Source organism: Saccharopolyspora sp. NPDC003752, assembly GCF_053605825.1.
Window position 1 is genome coordinate 219,866 of sequence record NZ_JBSGJZ010000004.1, and the last position, 19,495, is coordinate 239,360.

Below are 19,495 nucleotides of genomic sequence, written 5' to 3' on the forward strand. Positions count from 1 at the left end.
GAGATCGGTCGAACGCATCCTAGTCCGGTGCGGCGACGTTCCTGAGCGGCTTTTCCGGATTCGCGCCGCGTTCGGAGTCCTCAATGGACGAAATGTTTCGGCGGGGTGCCAGCGCGGCGCGCAGGAGGATCTTCAGGGAGTACCGGAGGAGGTCGTGGCCGCGGCCGAACAGCCACGGGACGCCCTTGGCGAGCAGCCACCGCAGGTGGTCGAACCCGCTGACCCGCGCGCCGCCGGAGCACTCCAGCGACACCGTGCCCGGCACGGCCAGCCCGGCCGCGGCGAACCGGTCGGCGAAGGCGGCGGCGAGCATCCGGTGCCCGAGCTCGGAGGGGTGCAGCCGGTCCACGCTCCACGTCGCCGGGTGGTAGGCGCCCGGCAGCCGGTCCAGGTCCACGACGCCGGCGGCGTGTTCGGCGGCGACGGCGTCCAAGATCCGGTTGAGCTCGTCGATCCGCCTGGCCAGCGCCTTGCGCAGCGGCCCGGGGAGCCGGAAGACCCGGCCGTGGTCGTGGTAGCGGATCGTCACGACGACCGCGCCCGTGGCGGCGAGCACCCCCACGACGTCGTTCAGCTGCCGCCGCAGGCGGCGCGCGTCGAAGTCGGAGCGCATGGTGTCGTTCATGCCGACCATCACCACGGCGGCATCCGGCGCGGCCCGCAGCGCGGCGGGCAGCTGAGCGTCATGCACCGCCGCGATGCGCGCGCCGCTTGCCCCCACGTTCGCCAGCTCCGCGGCGCCGAGCGCCTCGGCCAGCAGCGGGGCGAACCCGCGCCAGCCGCCGGCCACCGGGTCGCCCATGCCCACGGCGACCGAATCGCCGAGCACCGCGAGGGTCCGTGTTCTCCGCGGGCCGCGCGGGCCCGCCGTGATCGCGTCCTGCACGTGATCATCGTGATGGCCGTGCTTCCTGCGGCGGTGAGGCGGCGGTGACCATCCGGCGACCGCTGGGCGAAGAATCGGCGCGTCAGCCGGGCGCGGCGCGGTAGTCCTTGTCGGGCCAGAACGGCCACTCCTCGAAGGCCCGGCACGTCCCGTCCGGGGCGAACCGGATGACCCACAGGTCCCGGTACTCCTGCGGCACCGAACCGCCGTAGCGGACCTCGACCCGGACGACGGCGGTGTCGCCTTCGATCGCCACGGGGCTGCTCGTCAGCTGGAACTCCTCATCGGGCCCGACCCGCTCGGCCTCCCACATCCGCCCGATGGCGGCGAGGCCGACGACGGGTTCGAGGTAGGGGGCCTGCCGATAGCTCGCGTCCGGGGAGAAGATCCCGGCGAGCGCGTCGACGCCCGGGGTGCGCCAGGCCCGCTCGTACCCGGCGACCCACGCACGCACCTGCTCCCAGTCCATGACCTGAAGAGTCTGGCACCGCCAAGCCCCTCGCGCAGCAGCCCAACGCCCGTGTGCACTTGGTGTCGCTCTGGCAACACGACGTAGACACGGTTCCTGACCAGCGGAAACGGTGTATTTCAGGTGTCTCGCCGCGCGGCCGCGAGGGCTTCGGCTGCGATGGTTCGGAGGGGGCGGCCCAGGGCCGCCGCTGCCGCTGCGACGTCGTCGTGCTCCGGTTTCGCGTGGTGGGGGCCGTGCTTGATGCGGATCTGGTGGCCTTGCACCGTGACCGTCGTGGTCCGGCGCGGCAGGGCTCGGCGGTCCACCGAGTGGCGGCGGATCCCGAGGCTGCCGGTTTCCGCCAGCACCAGGTCGGACAGCCCGGATTCCAGCTCCGGGCGGCACAGCACGTGCAGCACCTGGGCCGGGCGGGACTTCTTCATCGTCGCCGGCGTCGTCCAGGCGTCCGCCGCGCCGCGCTCCAGCGCGCGGTTGATCACGTGCCCCAGCACCTCGCCGGTCACATCGTCCACATTGCACTCCAGGACCACCATCGGCTCGGCCGGTCCGGCGCCCAGCGGCACCCCGAGCGTCGCCGAAAGCACGTTGGGGCGCTGGGAGAACCGGCGCGTGCCCGCGCCGTAGGCGGTGTCCTGCACCGTCATCGCCGGGGGAGGGGTGAAGCGGGTGCCGATCGCCTGCAGCAGGGCCGCGCCGGTCGGCGTGACCGTCTCGCCCGGCAGGTCGGTGCCGACGACGGCCGCGCCGCGCAGCAGCCGCAGGGTCGCCGGGGCGGGCGCCGGGAGCACGCCGTGGCTGCACCGCACCGTTCCGCTGCCCAGCGCCAGCGGCGCGGAATGCACGGCCGTGATGCCCAGGGCGTGCAGCGCGGCGGCCACGCCGACGGTGTCCACCACGGTGTCCAGCCCGCCGATCTCGTGCAGGTGCACGTCGTCCGGGTGCTCGCCGTGCAGGGCGCCTTCCACCTCGGCGATCGCCGTGATCGCCGCGGCGGCCAGCTCCGCCACGGGTTCGGGCCGGGCCTGCCGGACTCGCGCGATCAGCTCCGAGGCGTGCCGTTCGGTGCTGGTGTCGTCGACGTCCACCACCGCTTTCGTCGCCGCGATGCCGTTGACCTGCACCTGCTCGGTGGACAGCCGCCAGCCCGGCAGCCCGGTCGACGCCACGGCCGCGCGCACCCGGTCCAGCGGCGCGCCGAGGCCGAGCAGCGCGCCGAGCAGCATGTCCCCGGAGACGCCGGTGACGGGGTTGAGCCAGAGGATCATCGCGGTTTCGCCACCACCTGGGCCAGCCGGTGCGCGGCCATCGCGGCGCCGAACCCGGAATCGATGTTGACCACGGTCAGGCCCGCCGCGCAGGACGTCAGCATGGCCAGCAGCGCCGTCACGCCCTCCAGGGCCGCGCCGTAACCGGTGGACGTCGGCACCGCGATCACCGGGCAGGCCACCAGCCCGCCGACGGCGCTGGCCAGCGCGCCCTCCATGCCCGCCACCACGATCACCGCGTCGGCCCGGTCGAGCTCGTCGCGGGCCGCCAGCAGCCGGTGGATCCCGGCCACGCCGACGTCGCGGACCACCTCGGTCGACAGCCCGATCGCGGCCGCCACCGCCTCGGCTTCGGCGGCCACCGGCCAGTCCGAGGTGCCCGCGGTGGCGATGCAGACCCGGAACGCCCCGGCCGCCGCCGGTCGCCACACCAGCAGCCGCGCGGTCTCGTGGTAGGTGCCACCGGGCACCGCGATCGCCGCGGCGACGTCGGCCTCGACGCGGGTCACCAGCACCGGCCCGGTGCCCCGGGCGAGGAGTTCGGCGACGATGCCGGCGATCTCCGCGGGCTGCTTGCCGGGCGCGTAGACGACCTCGGGGAGGCCCTGCCGGGATTCCCGGTCGGTGTCGACCCGCGCGTACCCGAGATCGGTGAACCCGGTCATGAGGCGGTCCGGGCGGGCAGCAGCGGCAGCAGGACGTTCATCCGTCCACTTCGGAATCCCGCCAGATCCAGCGCGCAGAACTGGAAACCGGCCTCGCGCACCGCGCGGTCCAGCTCTTCGCGCCGCGCCGCGGCCCGGTCGATGTCGGCCGCCGGGACCTCCAGCCGGGCCACCGCGCCCTGGCCGTGCGCCCGCACTCGGCACACCTCGAAGCCGAGGCGGTGGATCGCCGCTTCGGCTTCCTCGATGCGGCCGAGCACCTCGGGCGTCACCGGGTCGCCGTAGGCGACGCGCGAGGCCAGGCACGCCGCCGCCGGTTTGTCCGCAGTGGACAGTCCGAGTTCCCGGCTGGCCCGCCGGACCGCTTCCTTGCTGAGCCCGGCGTCCACCATCGGCGCGATGACGCCGCGCTGCGCGGCTGCCTGCTGGCCGGGCCGGTGGTCGCCTAGGTCGTCCAGGTTGGTGCCCAGCGCGATGCCGGCGCCCATGGCGGCCGCTAGCGGCTCCAGCGCGTCGAACAGTGCGGACTTGCAGTGGTAGCAGCGGTTTCCGTCGTTCGCGGCGTACTCGGGGCGGTCGGCCTCGTCGGTGCAGACCTCGATGTGCGCGAAGCCGAGGCCGCGCGCGAACTCCTTGGCCTGCCGGCGTTCGTCGGCGGCGAGGCTGGGTGAGACGGCGGTGACCGCGAGCATCCGCGAACCGAGCACCTCGTGCGCCACGGCCGCCAGCAGTGCCGAGTCGACACCGCCGGAGAACGCCACCACGAGGGCCTCCTCCGCGCCGATCCGTTGCCGGAGACGATCGAGTTCGGGCACGCTCACGGGTGGCTCCTTTCCTCCGCCTTCGACCGCCCGGCGACGGGAACGCCACGGTCCGGACAGGTGGTCTGACCACACTCTAACCGGATTCGGCGGAAGATCCCATCCCCCCGGAGCACGCGCGCGAGCGCGCCGGGCGGCTGCCGCGGCCCAACGCGCTCTCCGTGCTTGACCAGGGGGAATCTGCTACCGGCCGCTGCCGTAGGGCTTGGTGAGGATCTCCAGGACGTGGCCGTCGGGGTCGTCGAAGTAGACGCCGCGGCCGCCGTCCCGGGTGTTGATCTCACCCGCCTCCTGGTGCGCCGGGTCGGCCCAGTACGGCAGCTCCTGCGCCTTGATCCGCCCGAAGATCTCGTCGAACTCCTCGTCGCTGACCAGGAACGCGTAGTGCTGCGGGACGATCTTCTCGGCGGTCTCCAGGTAGTCCAGCGTGACGTCGTTGCTCGTCTGGACGCACATGAACGGGCCGAACGGTTCCGGGTCCGGGAGGCCGAGCAGGTCGGCCACGAACCGAGCGTGGGCGACCTTGTCGGACGTGGCGACGATGGTGTGGTTGAGCTGGACGGGCATGGTGTTCTCGCTTTCCTCGTCGTGTTCCGATGTTCCCGAGGCTAGGAGTTACACCAAGGTCGAGGTCAATACCGGCCCTTGCTGGTATCGCTCGTCCGGGTGGCGCGTCGCCCGGGCGGGTCCCCGGCGGCTTAGCGTCGAGCGGGTGGGAACCGGCGAGGATCGGAGGGCGCGGTGGCGGGCAACGCGGCACAGGAGATCGCTTCGGGCTACGCGACCGAAGGCGCGGCGGTGGAGCTCGGCGCGGTGGTCGTCGACGGCTCGGTCGATGCCGCTGCCGCCGTGCGGATCCCGCTGGCGACGATGAACCGGCACGGCCTGGTGGCGGGCGCGACCGGCACGGGCAAGACGAAGACGCTTCAGCTGCTGGCCGAACAGCTGTCCGACGCGGGCGTGCCGGTGCTGCTGGCCGACGTCAAGGGCGACCTCTCCGGCCTGTCCGCTCCCGGGGAGGGCGGGGGCAAGGTGGCGGCCCGCGCCGCCGAGGTCGGTGACGACTGGCGGCCCGCGGCGTTCCCCGTGCAGTTCCTGTCGCTGGGCACCGGCGGCCGGGGCGTGCCGATCCGCGCGACCGTGACCGGCTTCGGGCCGCTGCTGCTGGCGAAGGTGCTCGGCCTGAACGCGACGCAGGAGTCGACGCTGGGCCTGATCTTCCACTGGGCCGACGAGCGCGGGCTCGCGCTGCTGGACATCAAGGACCTGCGCTCGGTGATCCAGTACCTGACCAGCGACGAGGGGAAGGCCGAGCTCAAGGGCATCGGCGGGGTCTCGGCCGCCAGCGCGGGCGTGATCCTGCGGGCACTGTCCAATTTGGAGGCCCGGGGTGGGGACGAGTTCTTCGGCGAGCCGGAGCTGGCGGTCGCCGACCTGCTCCGCCAGGTCGACGGCAGGGGCGTGGTGAACCTGCTGGAGCTCGACGACGTGCAGGCCGACCCGGTGCTGTTCTCGACGTTCCTGATGTGGCTGCTGGCCGAGCTGTTCGAGGAGCTGCCGGAGGCCGGCGACCTGGACCGGCCGAAGCTGGTGTTCTTCTTCGACGAGGCCCACTTGCTGTTCAGCGACGCGTCCAAGGCGTTCCTGGAGCGCATCGAGCAGACCGTCAAGCTGATCCGGTCCAAGGCGGTGGGCGTGTTCTTCTGCACGCAGCTGCCCACCGACCTGCCCAACGCGGTGCTCTCCCAGCTGGGCGCCCGGGTCCAGCACGCCATCCGGGCGTTCACCCCGGACGACCAGAAGGCCCTGGCGCGCACGGTGAAGACCTACCCGACGACCGAGCACTACGAGCTCGACGAGGCGCTGACGTCGCTGGGCATCGGCGAGGCGATCGTGACGGTGCTCTCCGAGACCGGTGCGCCGACGCCGGTCGCGTGGACGCGGCTCCGCGCGCCCCGCTCGCTGATGGGCGCGATCGGCGAGGACGCGGTGCGAGCCGCCGCCGCTTCATCCGATCTGCACGGGAAGTACGAGCAGACCGTCGATCGGGAATCCGCCTACGAACTCCTGGCGAAGAAGATCGCCGCCGTGCCGGAAAAGCCTGGAGCGCCGGAGAGGTCGGAAGCGTCGGGATTCCTGGAGAAGGCGATGGACAATCCCGCGGTGCGGTCGTTCTTCCGCTCGGCGGCGAGCGCGCTGGGGCGGGAGATCACCCGCGGCCTGTTCGGCAACCGCCGTCGGTGACCCGGCTGGCATCGGTCACCTGATCGGGGTAGGGTGTCGCCGACTCAATCCACGCGGGAGCTCGGGCGCACCGGGCTGAGAGGGTGGCACCACAGCGCCACCGACCGCAGAACCTGTCCGGATAATGCCGGCGTAGGGAGCTGTTGATGGCGCTTGACGTCGATCGTGCCGAAGTTCCGCACACCCTGGACGAACCGGCACCGAAGACGCTCGGCGTGCTCGACCAGGGCGCGTTCTGGGGCAACCTCGGGGTGAGCCTGCTCGGCTTCAGCGGCGCGCTGGCCGTGCTCGCGCCGGCCGGCGTGCCGCAGCTGTCGTTCGCCGCCGCCGTCACCGCGTGCGTGGTGGGCACCGTGATCGGCAGCATCATGGTCGGCCTCGCGGCCGTTCCGGGAGCACGCACCGGCGCCCCGGCGATGATGCTGCTGCGCGGCCTGTTCGGCACCAAGCTGTCGTACCTGCCGACGGTGCTGAACATCCTGCAGCTGATCGGCTGGGGAACCTTCGAACTCCTGGTGATCGCGCAGGGCGCGGAGGCGTTGTTCGGCGGCGGCCCGCACTGGTTGTACGTGCTGGTGGCCGGTGCGCTGACCACCGTGCTCACGTTGCGCCCGCTCGGCGCGCTGCGCCTGCTGCGCCGCTACGTCAGCATCGCGGTGGCGATCGCGATGGTGTACTTCTTCGTCCAGCTGCTGCGGCAGCCGCTGCCGGACATGAGCACCGGTTCCTGGCAGGGCTTCTGGCCCGGCGCGGACGCCGCGCTGGCGGTCGCGGTGTCCTGGATCCCGGTCGCCTCGGACTACTCGCGGCACTCGAAGTCGGTGTCCGGCGCGTTCACGGCCGCGACGGTGGGCTACTCGGTCACCCAGATCGCCTGCTACCTGCTGGGGCTGATCGGGCTGGCGATGGTGGCCGGTGATGCGGACAAGGTGTTCGACCCGATGCTCGCGGTGCCGCTCGGGGTGATCTTCTTCGGCGTCCTGGTGCTGCGCGAGGTCGACCAGTCCTTCGCCAACACCTACTCGACCGCGGTCTCCATCCAGAACCTGCGGCCCAGCGCCGACCGCCGGGTGCTGTGCGTGATCATCGGGGCGTTGATCACGCTGCTCGCGCTGACCCTGGACATCGCCGAGTTCTCGAACTTCCTGCTGCTGATCGGCTCGGTGTTCGTGCCGATGTTCGGCGTGCTGGCGGTGGACTACTTCCTGCACGGCCGCCGTCGCAGCTACGATCTGTCCGCGCAGGCCCCGTCCCGCTGGGGCATGCTGCTGGCCTGGTTCCTGGGCTTCGCGGCGTTCCAGCTGATCAACCCGGGCGAACTCGGCTGGTGGAGCCAGTTGTGGACCGGTTTGCGGGACGCGCTCGGCTTCACCGTCCCGGCGTGGATGAGCGCCGCGCTCACGTCGTTCGTCGTGGCAGCCCTCGCGGCCGCGATCATCGGTGCCTTCCGCCGCCGCGGCGCGGAGAGCTGAGACGCGCGCTAATCCCGCGCACGCATCGCGAGCAGCTTGATCGCATTCTCCGCACTGGAGCCGTCCGCGGTCGTGACCACGACCACGGACTGCTCCGGCGAGCGGGCCGGCACGAGGATCTGCTGCGCGACCGCGAGCGGGCCCACCAGCGGATGGCGCAGCTCGTACTCGTCCGCTTCGCAGGGCTTGACCCGGTGATCGCTCCACAGCGCCGCGAATTCCGGGCTCTTCATGGACAGTTCGCCGACGAGCGAGGCCAGCAGGGCGTCTTCGGGATGCCGCCCCGCGACCTGCCGGAGGTTGCCGACCGCGGCGCGCGCCTTGCGCTGCCAGTCCGCGTAGAGGTCGCGGGTGTGCGGGTCGAGGAACAGCATCCGGGCCAGGTTCGGCCGGTCCGCCGGGCGTTCCGGAGCGGTTCGGTCGAGGTGCCCGGCCAGCAGCGCGTGGCCGAGCGCGTTCCAGGCCAGCACGTCGGTCCGCCTGCCGAGGACCAGCGCGGGCACGGCCCCGAACGACCGCAGCAGGTCGCGGGTCAAGGGGTCGAGCCGTTCCAGCGGAGGGCGGCGCTGCGGACGGGGACGTTGCGCGGCTAGCTGGTGGAGGTGTTCGCGCTCGTGCTCGTCGAGCCGCAGGGCTCCGGCGAGGGCATCCAGGATCGCGTCAGAGGCGTTGACCGACTGGCCCTGCTCCAGGCGCGTGTAGTAGGACACGCTCACCCCGGCCAGCTGCGCCAGTTCTTCCCGCCGCAACCCCGCCACGCGTCGCCGCTCGTGGAACTCGGGCAGGCCGACGTCGTCGGGGCGCAGGCGCGCACGCCGTGCCCGGAGGAACTCGCCCAGCAAGCCAGGAACACCCATACCCGCAGTATCCGCCGCGCCCGGCCGGTGAGCCTGACCCTGCCGGGGGTAGGCGAACGCGGGTCTGGCCGGTCGGCGCACCGGGGTCGCACGGTGGACGGAACACCAGCGAACACCCCGGAGGGAACATGCGCGAAATCGTGCTGGGCGACGTCACGATCACCCGGGTCGTGGAGTACTTCGGTCCGGTCGAGATGCCGCCGGACACCTTCTTCCCGGAGAGTCCCGAAGGAGCCTGGAACGCTCCCTGGCTCGCTCCGGACTTCCTCGACCCGCACACCGGCGATTGCATGTCGGCCATCCAGACGTGGCTGCTGCGCAGCGAGGGCAGGACGATCCTGGTCGACACCGGCGTCGGCAACCACAAGGAGCGGCCGTACTCGCCGGTGTGGAGCCACCTGAACACCGACTTCCTCGGCGACCTCGCGAGGGCCGGGGTGCGGCCGGAGGACGTGGACCTGGTGATCAACACGCACCTGCACGTGGACCACGTCGGCTGGAACACCTACCTCGACGGCCGCAGCTGGGTGCCGACGTTCCCCAACGCCACCTACCTCATGCCCCGGGCCGACTTCGAGTTCTGGAACCCGGCGAACGGCCATCGGCCGAACCTGGGCCGCGGCAACCAGAACGTCTTCGAGGACAGCGTCGCGCCGGTGCACGAGGCCGGTCTCGCGGTGCTGTGGGAGGACGGCTACCGGATCGACGCGAACCTGCGGCTGGACCTCGCGCCCGGGCACACCCCCGGTTCGTCGGTGGTCACGCTCGAATCCGGCGGTGACCGCGCGCTGTTCGTCGGCGATCTGCTGCACACCGCCCTGCAGTTCGTCGACCCCGACACCAACAGCTGCTTCTGCGAGGACCCGGCCCAGGCCAGGGCCACGCGGCGGCGGCTGCTCGGCTGGGCCGCCGACGCGAACGCGCTGGTGCTGCCCGCGCACCTCGGCGGTCACGGCGGTGCCGAGGTCGTCCGCGAGGGCGACCGGTTCGCCATCGGGGGATGGGCCCCGTTCGCCCGAATCTGACGGAAGAACAGGAGAAACGGGTGTCCGACCCGATCGTCACCACCACCGGGGGCGCCGTCCGCGGCCGCGCCGACGGCAACGCGCACGTCTTCCTCGGCATCCCCTACGCCGCACCGCCCACCGGGGCGGCCCGGTTCGCCGCGCCGGCGCCGCACGAACCGTGGCAGCACGTCCGGGACGCGACGTTGCCCGGGCCGACCGCGCCCCAACCGCGCCGGGACGGCTTCGGGACGCTCGACATGTCGCCCTACTTCGGGCCCGGCTGGATTCGCGGCGACGACTACCTGACTGTCAGCGTGTGGACGCCGCCGGACGCCCGGAGCAGCCCGGTCATGGTCTTCGTGCACGGCGGCGGGTTCATCACCGGCTCCACCCGCTCGCCGCTGCACGACGGAACGGCTTTCGCCCGCGACGGCGTGGTGCTGGTGGCCCTCAACTACCGGCTGGGCATCCCGGGGTTCCTAGACCTCCCCGGCGCGCCGGCCAACCGCGGGCTGCTCGACGTGGTGGCCGCGCTGCGCTGGGTGCGGGACAACGTCGCCGAATTCGGCGGCGATCCGGGCAACGTCACGCTGTTCGGCCAGTCCGCCGGCGCGACGATCACGAGCGGTGTTCTCGCCAGTCCGGAAGCGGAGGGCCTGTTCCACCGCGCCATCGTGCAGAGCGGCAACGGGCTGGGCGCGTTCTCCAGGGAGCAGGCGGCTCGGGTCACGCGCGCCGCAGCGGACGTGCTGGGCATCGAGCCGACCGTCGCGGATTTCGCCCGGGTGCCGGACGAACGGTTCGTCGATGCGCCGCTCGGCGGTTTGGACCTGCGGACCAGCACCCGGTTCGACCCGCTGCTCGGGCTCAGCGCGTTCAGCCTGGTGCTGGACCGCCAGCCCGCCGAAGCAGTGGCCGACGGGGCCGGCGCCGAGGTCGCGCTCATCGTCGGCACGAACACCGAGGAGGGCAATCTCTACCTTGCGCCGCAAGGAAGAACGACCACCTCGACCGACGATGACGTGCACGACGTCGCGGCCCGGGTGCACGCCGACCCGGCCGCGCTGGTCGCTCAGTACCGGGCGCGGCGCCCGCGAGCGAGCCCTGGCGAGCTGCGTTCGGCGATCATGGGCGACGCGCTGTTCGGGGCGGGAAGCCGCCGGCTCGCCGAGGCGCATGCGGCACGCGGGCGGGGCCCGACCTACACCTACGAGTTCGCCTGGCGATCGTCCGCAGTGGACGGAACTCTCGGCGCGGCGCATGTGGTGGAACTTCCGTACGTGTTCGACCGCCTGGACCTTCCCGCCTTGCGCGGTCCCCGTGGACTGCTCGGCCCGGCGGAGCCGTCCGCGGCGCTGGCCGAGTGCATGCACGGGGCGTGGGTGCGCTTCGCCCGGACCGGCGATCCCGGCTGGGCACCGCCGGAAACCCGCCGCTTCACCGGACAGGAGTGACTTGGAAAGCTCCTCCCGGAGGGGCCCGGTGCCGGACAGGGTGGCGGTTTCGCGCGAAACCGCCAACCCGCCCCCACGGCAAGCGGCGATTTCGCGCGAAATCGTCGCCCTGCGTCCAGGCGGCCAGGTCTCACGCGCGTCCGCACCCTCGTTCTGGAACGGCCCCTCAGCGCAGGGGCGCCGGGAGTTCGAAGTGGACCTTCTCCCGGGTCATCTCGTGCTCGATGACCGTGGTCGGGGCGAGGTGGTCGATGACGTCCTCGACCAGGCCCGGCGGGGCCGAGGCGCCCGCGGTGAGGCCGATCGTGCCGACGCCGGACAGCCAGGCCGGCTGGATGTCGCCGGCGTCGTCGATGAGGTGGGCGGGCGTGCCCTGGCGGCGCGCCAGCTCCACCAGGCGCTGGGAGTTCGAGGAGTTGGCCGAGCCGACCACCAGCACCAGGTCGCACTCCCCGGCGATCGCCGACAGCGCGTCCTGCCGGTTGGTGGTGGCGTAGCAGATGTCCTCCGCCGACGGGCCGCGCAGCGCCGGGAAGCGGTCGCGCAGCGCGGCGACGATGCCGGCCGTCTCGTCGACGGCGAGGGTGGTCTGCGTCAGGTACGACACCCGCTTCGGGTTCGGCACCTCGACGTCGGCGACGTCCTCGACGGACTCCACCAGGACCGTCTGGCCGGGCGCCTCACCGAGCGTGCCCTCAACCTCTTCGTGTCCACTGTGGCCGATGAGCAGGAGGGTGTCGCCGCGCCCGGCGAACCGCCGCGCCTCGGCGTGCACCTTCGCCACCAGCGGGCAGGTGGCGTCGATGACCGCCAGGCCGCGCCGGTCCGCTTCCGACCGCACGGCGGGGGAAACGCCGTGCGCGGAGAAGACCACGGTGGCGCCGTCGGGCACCGCGTCGAGCTCCTCGACGAACACCGCGCCGCGGTCCTCCAGGTCGGCGACCACGTGCGTGTTGTGCACGATCTGCTTGCGGACGTAGATCGGGCCGCCGCGGAGCGCGAGCGCCTGTTCCACGATCTCGATGGCGCGGTCGACTCCGGCGCAGAACGAGCGCGGCGCCGCGAGCAGCACCGTGCGCTGTTGACTCGGCATGACTGCACTCCAATGTCGGTCGGCTGAACCCCGGTGCCGGACCGCCGCGCGCCCCGCGGCCGGTTCGGCACCGGGCGTCAGTGTCTGTTCTGAAGCGGCGGTAGCCGCTTGGGGCGCGGGACTCAGCTTGCACCGCCGCGGGTTCTCAGGGGTCGCCTCGCGAGGACAGCCCCAGCTGGACATACACAAGTCGGGGATCCCGGAGTGAGGCGGCCCCTGAGGTTCTGCTACCCGCACCGCTACGCAAATTGCATCGGGCACACCCTCTAGTGGTCGCGGCGGGTGACCAGGTGGGCTAGAGCGTCGAGTTCTTCGGCCGCGCGCGGCGCCGGGTCGCAGCGGCGCAGGTCGCTGAGGGCTGAAGCGAGCAGGTCGTCGGCCTGGTGCTGGCTCCAGGTGCGGCCGCCGGCCAGCGCGATCAGCTCCGCGGCCTGGGCCAGGTCACTGCCGGACAGCGGCTGATCGCGGAGGTAGATCGCGGCCAGCCGCTGTCCGGCCGGCGTGCCGGAGGTCAGCGCGGAGACCACCGGAAGGGTCTTCTTGCGGGTGCGCAGGTCGGAGAACACCGGCTTGCCGGTGATCGCCGGATCGCCCCAGATGCCGAGCAGGTCGTCGACGTGCTGGAACGCCAGGCCCAGTCGCTCGCCGTAGCTGCGCATCCGGGCGATCTGCTCGGCCGATCCGCCGCCGAACATCGCGCCCAGCGCGCAGGCGCAGCCCAGCAGTGCCCCGGTCTTGTCCCGGGCCATCCGCTGGCACTCGGCCAGTTCCACGTTGCGCCGGTCCTCGAAGGCGAGGTCCGCGGTCTGACCGTTGATCAGGTTCAGCACGGCGGTGCTCAACGTCCGTACCGCGGCGGCGGCCTCGGGATGCCGGCACGCGCCCAGCACGTCGGCGGCCAGCGACAGCAGGGCGTCGCCGGCGAGGATGGCCGGTCCGCTGCCGAAAACGGTCCACGCCGTCGGGCGATGTCTCCTCGTGACGTCGCCGTCCATCACGTCGTCGTGCAGCAGCGAGAAGTTGTGCACCAGCTCCACCGCGACGGCCGCGGGCACCGCAGCCGCGGGATCGCCGCCGACGGCGGCGGCCGAGAGCAGCACCATCGTGGGCCGCAGCGCCTTGCCCCGGTCGGCGCGGACCGGGTTGCCGCGCTCGTCCAGCCAGCCGAGGTGGTAGCCGGATATCTGCTGCATGCGAGTGGGCAACCGGTCGACCGCGGCCCGCAGGGCGGGCTCGACCATCGTGCGGCTGCGCGTGAGCGCTTCGTAGGCCGTACCCGCCCGGTTGGCGTCCTGCTGAATCGTGGCCATCCGACTTCCCTTCGACAAAAAGCGGTAATTCCAGGCTCGCTTTGCGTGGCGGTGTGTGGACCGCAGTTTCAATTGAAACTGCGGTCCAAGAGGACGGTGCGGTGTTCCGGACTCGTTTCGAGCACCGGTCACGAGGTGGTTCGCCGCGTCCGAACGCGGTGTCAGCGGGCGATTTCGACGTTCTCGAGCACGCCGAGGGCGTCGGGGACCAGGACCGCGGCGGAGAAGTAGGCGCTGACCAGGTAGGAGATGATCGCCTGCTCGTTGATGCCCATGAACCGGACGTTGAGCCCGGGCCGGTACTGGTCGGGGATGCCGGTCTGCTGGAGGCCGATGACGCCGTGGTCGTCCTCGCCGGTGCGCAGCGCCAGGATCGAGCTGGTGCCGCGATCGCTGATCGGGATCTTGTCGCTGGGCAGGATCGGCACGCCCCGCCAGGCGTGCACCTGGCGGCCCTCCGCCTCGGCGGTCGCCGGGTAGATGCCGCGCCGGTTGCACTCCCGGCCGAAGGCCGCGATGGTCCGCGGGTGAGCCAGGAAGAACCGGGTCTTGCGGCGGCGGGAGAGCAGTTCGTCGAGGTCGTCGGGGGTGGGTGGGCCGGTGCGGGTGTGGATGCGCTGGCGGAGGTCGGCGTTGTGCAGCAGGCCGAAGTCGCGGTTGTTGATCAGCTCGTGCTCCTGCCGTTCGCGCAGGGCCTCGATGGTCAGCCGCAGCTGCTGCTCGGTCTGGTTCATCGGCTGGTTGTAGAGGTCCGCGACGCGGCTGTGCACGCGGAGGATCGCCTGCGCGACGCTGAGTTCGTACTCGCGCGGCGCGAGCTCGTAGTCCACATAGGTCCCGGCGAGGGTCTGCTCACCGGAGTGGCCGGAGGAGATCTCGATGTCCGCCTCGCCGTGCTTGTTCTGCGCCGGCGCCGGGTTGTCGCGGATGGCGGCGATGTGCGCCCGCAGCCGGTCGAACTGGTTGTTCACCGCCTGCAGGGCCTGGGTGTTCAGCGTCAGGGCGATGCACGGGGTGACCGCCTTGTACGTGTGGTGCCACGCGGCCTGGTCCTCGGCCAGGACGTGCGCGCCGAAGAACTCGCCGTCGGCGAGCACGTCCAGCACGGTGTCGTCGCCGTATTCGCCGGTGCCGATCTTGTTGACCTTGCCGTGGGCGATGAGCACGACCTGGTCGGCGGCCTGGCCGGCGGTGGCGATCACCTGGCCCGGTTCGAACTCCTGCTGCACGAACCGGTCGGCCAGCGCGCCCAGCACCGAATCGTCGTCGAAACCGCGCAGCAGCGGCAGTTCGCCGAGCTCCTGCGGGATGACCCGCACGTCCGCGCCGGTGTTGGTGAAGGTGATCCGCCCGTCCCCGACGGCGTAGGTCAGTCGGCGGTTGACCCGGTAGGTGCCCGCCGAGATGTCCACCCACGGCAGCATCCGCACCAGCCACCGCGAGGTGGTGCCCTGCATCTGCGGGACGGACTTGGTCGTGGTGGCCAGGTTCCGCGCCGCCGCGGTGCCGAGGCTCTGCGCGGCCTGCTCGACGCCGAGGTCCGGCTCTGTCACGGTCACGATGTCACTTCTCCTTGCGCTGCTCGGCGGAAAGGTCTTGGGCGGGCCCGGAGCGGGCGGGTCGCGGCCACCCGCTCCGGGGGCTGTGCGTCGCTCAGCTCTCCCTGCCGAGTTCGACGTGTTCGAGCACTCCGATCGCGTCCGGCACCAGGATCGCCGCCGAGTAGTAGGCGCTGACCAGGTAGGAGATGACGGCCTGCTCGTTGACGCCCATGAAGCGCACGGACAGGCCGGGCCGGTACTCGTCCGGGATGCCGGTCTGGTGCAGGCCGATGACGCCCTGGCTCTCCTCGCCGGTGCGCATCAGCAGGATGGAGCTGGTGCGGGTGTCGCCGACGTGCAGCTTGTTGCACGGCAGGATCGGCACGCCGCGCCACGCCGGCACCTGGTGGCCGCCGAGGTCGATGCTCTGCGGGTAGATGCCGCGTTTGCTGCACTCGCGGCCGAAGGCGGCGATGGCCCGCGGGTGCGCGAGGAAGAACCCGGGGTCCTTCCACACGAGCGTCAGGAGCTCGTCGAGGTCGTCGGGGGTGGGTGGGCCGGTGCGGGTGTGGATGCGCTGGCGGAGGTCGGCGTTGTGCAGCAGGCCGAAGTCGCGGTTGTTGATCAGTTCGTGCTCCTGCCGTTCGCGCAGGGCCTCGATGGTCAGCCGCAGCTGCTGCTCGGTCTGGTTCATCGGCTGGTTGTAGAGGTCCGCGACGCGGCTGTGCACGCGGAGGATCGCCTGCGCGACGCTGAGTTCGTACTCGCGCGGCGCGAGCTCGTAGTCCACATAGGTCCCGGACAGCGTCGGCTCGCCCGAGTGCCCCGAGGCGATCTCGATGTCCGCCTCGCCGTGCACGTTGTGCGCGCCCTTCGGGGCGGACAGCGCGTTGCGGATGTGCTCGCGCAGCGCCTCGGAGCTGCCGTTCATGTCCCGGAACACCTGCTGGCGCAGGAAGAGCACGGTGCAGGGGGTGACCGCCTTGTAGGTCGCCTGCCAGGTGGTCGAGTCGCCGGCCAGGACGTGCGCGCCGAAGTACTCGCCGTCGGCGAGCACGCCGAGCACGGTGTCGTCGCCGTATTCGCCGGTGCCGATCTTGTTGACCTTGCCGTGGGCGATGAGCACGACCTGGTCGGCGGCCTGGCCGGCGGTGGCGATCACCTGGCCCGGCTCGACCTCCCGCTGCACGAAGCGATCCGCGAGCGCACCGAGCACCGCGTCGTCGTCGAATCCCCGCAGCAGCGGGAGTTCGCGCAGTTCCTGCGGGATGACCCGGACCTCGGCGCCGGTGTTGGTGAAGGTGACCCGGCCGTCGCCGAGGGTGTAGCTGAGGCGGCGGTTGACGCGGTACGCGCCGCCGGCGGCCTGCACCCATGGCAGCAGCCGCAGCAGCCAGCGCGAGGTGATGCCTTGCATCTGCGGGACGGACTTGGTCGTGGTGGCCAGGTTCCGGGCCGCCGCCGTGCTCAGGCTCAACTGCGGCGCATCGCCGTCGTCGGTGTTGAGCGGTTCCGTCACAGTCACGCCAATACCACCAATCATCTCTGTTCGTAAAGAGGCGGGCAGGAAATGCTGAACCGTGATTGTTCAGGGAATTGTGAGTTGTCCGAATTGAAATGTCCCGGTGCTAATACTCGCCGGTTCTGCGGCATCGTTTCTCGTTGCCGACGGCGACGTTAGCACCAGTGATCACGACCGTACAGTCACCCGAACGTGCTTCGTGTGTCGGTCAGACCCGGCGCAAATGTCGCACTGCGGATATCACCTGAATTGCCCCTTGTGTGGAACGCAGCGTGATCATCTGCCGCATTCGTTCCGATATTCGGTGGTTTCGCGACTCGTGTGCATCAATCGCGAACGCGATATTCGGAATATTCCGCCGGGTGATTGCTCCAGGTGGGCGACGAATCCTGTGATCCCGGATTCCACGAATCGGGTTATCTGTTTTCCGGTGGTGCGGTAGTACTGTTCGGGCCACGTCGAAACAGAGATCTTCGGCGGTTCTTCTTCGGGAATTCTGAAAATTCGTCGGCCGGGCGTTACCGGCGTCCAGGCTCGAGTTTGGGAGGCGGCGGATCGTGTGCGAGTGCGGCGTCCAGTCGATCGGAGCAGGTCGGGGGGAGATGTCGTCGTGAAGTGGAACCTGCGGCTCGTCGCGGCGCAGCGGGGCATCTGGAAGGCCACCGAGCTGCAGCGGCAGCTGGCCGAGCACGGGCTGGTCATCTCCGCCGGGAAGATGTCCGGGCTGTGGTCCAAGACCCCGGCCAGCCTGAAGCTGGACGACCTGGAGATCATCTGCTCGGTGCTCGGGTGCAACGTCGGCGACCTGCTGGTGCCGGAACCCAGGAAGGTCGTGGTGCGCGGCGGGTCCGCCGCCGGAGGTGCGGAATGAGCATCTACCTCAGCGGTCTGATCTGGGTGCTCAGCGCGTCCGTGGCCGCTGCGGTGATCGGCTACCTGGTGCGCAGGCTCGGCCAGGACGAGGGGCGCCCCAGCAACAACGACGCGGCCGGGCAGGTCTTCACCATCGTCAGCGGCCTGCAAGCGGTGGTGCTCGCCTTCGTGCTGGTGACGCTGTTCGACACCGTGACCGACGCGCGGGAGGGCGCCTACCGCGAGGCGCAGGCCCTGGTTTCGGTTTCCTGGGCGGTGGATTCGCTGCCCGCGCCGACCGGGGACGAGGCGCGCGAGCTCAGCGTGCGGTACCTGCAGACGGTCGTCGGCGAGGAGTGGCCGGTCATGCAGCAGGGCGGGCAGGTGGTCGGGCCGGGCTGGGCGGAGCTCGACCGGCTGCGCGCGGCGGTGCTGCAGGCGCCGGCCGACGGAGAGTTCGAGGAGGGCCGCAAGACCGAGGCGATCACGGAGCTCGGCCAGGTCTACGAGGAGCGGCACGAGCGGGTCACGAGGGCGTTCGACCGCGGCGTGGTCGCGGTGGTGTGGTTCGTGCTGATCCTGGGCAGCGTGGTGTGCGTGCTGCTGCCGAACCTCTTCGGTGGCACCAGGTTGTTCCCGCACATCGTGCTGGTGTCCACATTGGCCGGTGCGCTGGCGCTGCTGCTGTTCGCGATCTTCCAGCTGCAGAACCCGTTCAGCGGCGGATCGCAGATCGGCCCGGACGCGTTCCTGTGGGCGCTAGAGCGGCTCGGTCGAAGTTGAGGTGGTGGCGGGCCGCGGCGGTGTCGGCCGCCTCGGCGGTCGCGGTGCTGGCGGCGTCGGTGGTGTGGGTGGTGTCCGCGGGCGCGGCTCCCGGGTGCACTGTGCTGCAGGTCCGGAACTCCGCGCCGGGCTGGACTTCCGCGCTGTACCGGGTGTCGTTGCCCGCCGGGGAAAGCGTCCGGATCGGAGCCTTGGACCACCGGCTGAACGCGCTCGGGTACGTCCGCTCGCAGGGTCTGGTGTACGGCATGGCCGCGTCCGGTCCGTCCCCGGACGGTGCCCACGTGGTGACGCTGGACCGGTCCGGCCGGACGCACGACCTGGGTCCGGTGCGGGCCGGCCGCGCCTGGTACCCGCTCACCGCGCCGACGGCCGGCGCGGTCAAGGGGAACCGCTGGTACGTGCGGCAGGGGTCCTACCTGTACGCGGTGGACGTCGACCCGACCCGCCCGACCTACCTGAGCGTGCTGGCGATGACCGCGATCCGGTCGCCGCACTGGCCGTTCGGGTTCGGCGACTTCGACGTCGACCCGGTGGACGGCGAGCTGTACGGGGTGTCGATGACCCACCGGGGCACGGCGGTGGTCGCGCGGCTGGACCCGGTCAGCGGGCGGGTCACCGAGCTGGCCGACGCGCCGGGCCTGCCGCCGAGCACCTACGGATCGGTGGCGATCGGCCCGGACCGGGCGCTGTACGTCACGGCCGACGAGGCCGGCGGGCTGTACCGCGTGGACCGGGACGGTTCGGTGGCGAAGCTGGCCGTCCTGCCGCCGACGCTGGGCTCGGACGCCTCCGGATGCCTGACTCGCGTCCCATCGCCCCAACCGCCGCCCCCACCTTCGCCGCCCCAACCGCCGCCGACGACCTCGCCGCCGTCCACGACCGCATCCGCGACGCCATCGACGCCGCGGCCCACTCCGTCCCCGACTTCGGCGCCGCCCAGCCGGCGCCCGGCGCCTCCTAGCAGAGCGGTTCCGCCCCCGCCGCCCGTCTTGCCGCCGCTGCCGGAACCGGGCGGCTACACGCCGACGACGGCGGAGCGGGGCGGCGGTACCGTCGGCCACGACACCGAGGAGAAGCGGCGCTGGGCCCTCGTCGCGCTGCTCCTGCTGATCGGCGGCAGCGCCGCAGTGCGCCGACTCCGCTGAAAGAGGTGCGTCGGCTCCCGGCGGCGACAGGTCCACTTTGGACGTGATGGGCTTCCGCAAAAGGCATTCTCCTGCAACTGATTCCTAGTAGCAGCGTTGTCGC

18 protein-coding genes and 1 riboswitch are annotated in these 19,495 nt (G+C 71.5%); of the genes, 7 read left to right on the forward strand and 11 right to left on the reverse strand.

What is annotated here, in order from left to right:
* Positions 1 to 19: 19 nt before the first annotated feature.
* The 6 genes from ACWEV3_RS07760 to ACWEV3_RS07785 form a co-directional block, all read right to left on the reverse strand.
* A complete protein-coding gene (locus ACWEV3_RS07760; RefSeq protein WP_452613125.1) occupies positions 20 to 886 on the reverse strand; it encodes an SGNH/GDSL hydrolase family protein in 867 nt (288 codons plus the stop codon).
* An 82-nt stretch (positions 887 to 968) separates the two neighbouring features.
* Entirely contained in the window at positions 969 to 1,355 is a 387-nt protein-coding gene (locus tag ACWEV3_RS07765) for a YybH family protein (protein WP_452613126.1), read from the reverse strand.
* 119 nt (positions 1,356 to 1,474) lie between these two features.
* Positions 1,475 to 2,623: a nickel pincer cofactor biosynthesis protein LarC gene (larC, locus tag ACWEV3_RS07770; protein WP_452613127.1), complete on the reverse strand. Its 1,149-nt coding sequence runs from the start codon at positions 2,621 to 2,623 to the stop codon at positions 1,475 to 1,477.
* Positions 2,620 to 3,288 carry a nickel pincer cofactor biosynthesis protein LarB gene (larB, locus tag ACWEV3_RS07775; RefSeq protein WP_358571837.1) on the reverse strand — a complete coding sequence of 223 codons (669 nt, stop codon included), beginning with the start codon at positions 3,286 to 3,288 and terminating at the stop codon, positions 2,620 to 2,622. Before larB ends, larC begins: the two co-directional genes overlap by 4 nt.
* Positions 3,285 to 4,109 (reverse strand): ATP-dependent sacrificial sulfur transferase LarE, encoded by an 825-nt coding sequence (gene larE / locus ACWEV3_RS07780; RefSeq protein WP_452613128.1) that lies wholly within the window; start codon positions 4,107 to 4,109, stop codon positions 3,285 to 3,287. The genes larB and larE overlap by 4 nt, the downstream gene beginning before the upstream one ends.
* A 183-nt stretch (positions 4,110 to 4,292) precedes the next feature.
* Positions 4,293 to 4,676, reverse strand: coding sequence for a VOC family protein (locus tag ACWEV3_RS07785; protein ID WP_452613129.1), 384 nt, complete (start codon positions 4,674 to 4,676; stop codon positions 4,293 to 4,295).
* 174 nt (positions 4,677 to 4,850) lie between these two features.
* On the opposite strand from ACWEV3_RS07785, the gene ACWEV3_RS07790 reads away from it, so the two are divergent.
* Both ACWEV3_RS07790 and ACWEV3_RS07795 read left to right on the forward strand, forming a co-directional pair.
* Positions 4,851 to 6,353 carry a helicase HerA-like domain-containing protein gene (locus ACWEV3_RS07790; RefSeq protein ID WP_452613130.1) on the forward strand — a complete coding sequence of 501 codons (1,503 nt, stop codon included), beginning with the start codon at positions 4,851 to 4,853 and terminating at the stop codon, positions 6,351 to 6,353.
* Between the two features lie 43 nt (positions 6,354 to 6,396).
* A riboswitch (TPP riboswitch) is annotated at positions 6,397 to 6,509 on the forward strand.
* Complete coding sequence (locus ACWEV3_RS07795; protein ID WP_452613131.1) at positions 6,500 to 7,825, forward strand: purine-cytosine permease family protein; 1,326 nt, start codon at positions 6,500 to 6,502, stop codon at positions 7,823 to 7,825. (Overlaps the previous riboswitch by 10 nt.)
* Before the next feature lie 8 nt (positions 7,826 to 7,833).
* Here the strand turns inward: ACWEV3_RS07795 and ACWEV3_RS07800 are convergent, their stop codons facing one another.
* Positions 7,834 to 8,682, reverse strand: a complete 849-nt coding sequence (locus ACWEV3_RS07800; protein ID WP_452613132.1) for a helix-turn-helix transcriptional regulator — start codon at positions 8,680 to 8,682, stop codon at positions 7,834 to 7,836.
* A gap of 128 nt (positions 8,683 to 8,810) precedes the next feature.
* Here ACWEV3_RS07800 and ACWEV3_RS07805 point away from each other — a divergent pair, with 128 nt between their 5' ends.
* Both ACWEV3_RS07805 and ACWEV3_RS07810 read left to right on the forward strand, forming a co-directional pair.
* Positions 8,811 to 9,707 (forward strand): MBL fold metallo-hydrolase, encoded by an 897-nt coding sequence (locus tag ACWEV3_RS07805; protein ID WP_452613133.1) that lies wholly within the window; start codon positions 8,811 to 8,813, stop codon positions 9,705 to 9,707.
* Positions 9,708 to 9,727: 20 nt separating this feature from the next.
* Positions 9,728 to 11,143, forward strand: coding sequence for a carboxylesterase/lipase family protein (locus ACWEV3_RS07810; RefSeq protein WP_452613134.1), 1,416 nt, complete (start codon positions 9,728 to 9,730; stop codon positions 11,141 to 11,143).
* Between the two features lie 166 nt (positions 11,144 to 11,309).
* Here ACWEV3_RS07810 and ispH read toward each other — a convergent pair whose 3' ends face one another.
* The 4 genes from ispH to ACWEV3_RS07830 form a co-directional block, all read right to left on the reverse strand.
* Positions 11,310 to 12,236 (reverse strand): 4-hydroxy-3-methylbut-2-enyl diphosphate reductase, encoded by a 927-nt coding sequence (gene ispH / locus ACWEV3_RS07815; RefSeq protein WP_452613135.1) that lies wholly within the window; start codon positions 12,234 to 12,236, stop codon positions 11,310 to 11,312.
* 266 nt (positions 12,237 to 12,502) lie between these two features.
* Positions 12,503 to 13,546, reverse strand: coding sequence for a family 2 encapsulin nanocompartment cargo protein polyprenyl transferase (locus ACWEV3_RS07820; protein ID WP_132485814.1), 1,044 nt, complete (start codon positions 13,544 to 13,546; stop codon positions 12,503 to 12,505).
* A 161-nt stretch (positions 13,547 to 13,707) separates the two neighbouring features.
* Positions 13,708 to 15,105, reverse strand: coding sequence for a family 2B encapsulin nanocompartment shell protein (locus ACWEV3_RS07825; protein ID WP_452613136.1), 1,398 nt, complete (start codon positions 15,103 to 15,105; stop codon positions 13,708 to 13,710).
* A gap of 94 nt (positions 15,106 to 15,199) precedes the next feature.
* Positions 15,200 to 16,630, reverse strand: a complete 1,431-nt coding sequence (locus ACWEV3_RS07830) for a family 2B encapsulin nanocompartment shell protein (RefSeq protein ID WP_452613137.1) — start codon at positions 16,628 to 16,630, stop codon at positions 15,200 to 15,202.
* 589 nt (positions 16,631 to 17,219) lie between these two features.
* Here ACWEV3_RS07830 and ACWEV3_RS07835 point away from each other — a divergent pair.
* The 3 genes from ACWEV3_RS07835 to ACWEV3_RS07845 are packed head-to-tail and all read left to right on the forward strand — an operon-like array spanning position 17,220 to position 19,392.
* Positions 17,220 to 17,480 carry a helix-turn-helix domain-containing protein gene (locus tag ACWEV3_RS07835; RefSeq protein ID WP_132495597.1) on the forward strand — a complete coding sequence of 87 codons (261 nt, stop codon included), beginning with the start codon at positions 17,220 to 17,222 and terminating at the stop codon, positions 17,478 to 17,480.
* Entirely contained in the window at positions 17,477 to 18,244 is a 768-nt protein-coding gene (locus ACWEV3_RS07840) for a bestrophin-like domain (RefSeq protein WP_452613138.1), read from the forward strand. Before ACWEV3_RS07835 ends, ACWEV3_RS07840 begins: the two co-directional genes overlap by 4 nt.
* Positions 18,241 to 19,392, forward strand: coding sequence for a DUF6923 family protein (locus tag ACWEV3_RS07845; RefSeq protein ID WP_452613139.1), 1,152 nt, complete (start codon positions 18,241 to 18,243; stop codon positions 19,390 to 19,392). The genes ACWEV3_RS07840 and ACWEV3_RS07845 overlap by 4 nt, the downstream gene beginning before the upstream one ends.
* Positions 19,393 to 19,495 lie beyond the last annotated feature (103 nt).

Bases quoted from the DNA above. Each gene is read 5' to 3' on its own strand.
- ACWEV3_RS07765 (WP_452613126.1), bottom strand. From the start codon at position 1,355: ATGGACTGGGAGCAGGTGCGTGCGTGGGTCGCCGGGTACGAGCGGGCC.
- larC (WP_452613127.1), bottom strand. From the start codon at position 2,623: ATGATCCTCTGGCTCAACCCCGTCACCGGCGTCTCCGGGGACATGCTG.
- larB (WP_358571837.1), bottom strand. From the start codon at position 3,288: ATGACCGGGTTCACCGATCTCGGGTACGCGCGGGTCGACACCGACCGG.
- ACWEV3_RS07785 (WP_452613129.1), bottom strand. From the start codon at position 4,676: ATGCCCGTCCAGCTCAACCACACCATCGTCGCCACGTCCGACAAGGTC.
- ACWEV3_RS07795 (WP_452613131.1), top strand. From the start codon at position 6,500: ATGGCGCTTGACGTCGATCGTGCCGAAGTTCCGCACACCCTGGACGAA.
- ACWEV3_RS07800 (WP_452613132.1), bottom strand. From the start codon at position 8,682: ATGGGTGTTCCTGGCTTGCTGGGCGAGTTCCTCCGGGCACGGCGTGCG.
- ACWEV3_RS07805 (WP_452613133.1), top strand. From the start codon at position 8,811: ATGCGCGAAATCGTGCTGGGCGACGTCACGATCACCCGGGTCGTGGAG.
- ispH (WP_452613135.1), bottom strand. From the start codon at position 12,236: ATGCCGAGTCAACAGCGCACGGTGCTGCTCGCGGCGCCGCGCTCGTTC.
- ACWEV3_RS07820 (WP_132485814.1), bottom strand. From the start codon at position 13,546: ATGGCCACGATTCAGCAGGACGCCAACCGGGCGGGTACGGCCTACGAA.
- ACWEV3_RS07830 (WP_452613137.1), bottom strand. From the start codon at position 16,630: ATGATTGGTGGTATTGGCGTGACTGTGACGGAACCGCTCAACACCGAC.
- ACWEV3_RS07840 (WP_452613138.1), top strand. From the start codon at position 17,477: ATGAGCATCTACCTCAGCGGTCTGATCTGGGTGCTCAGCGCGTCCGTG.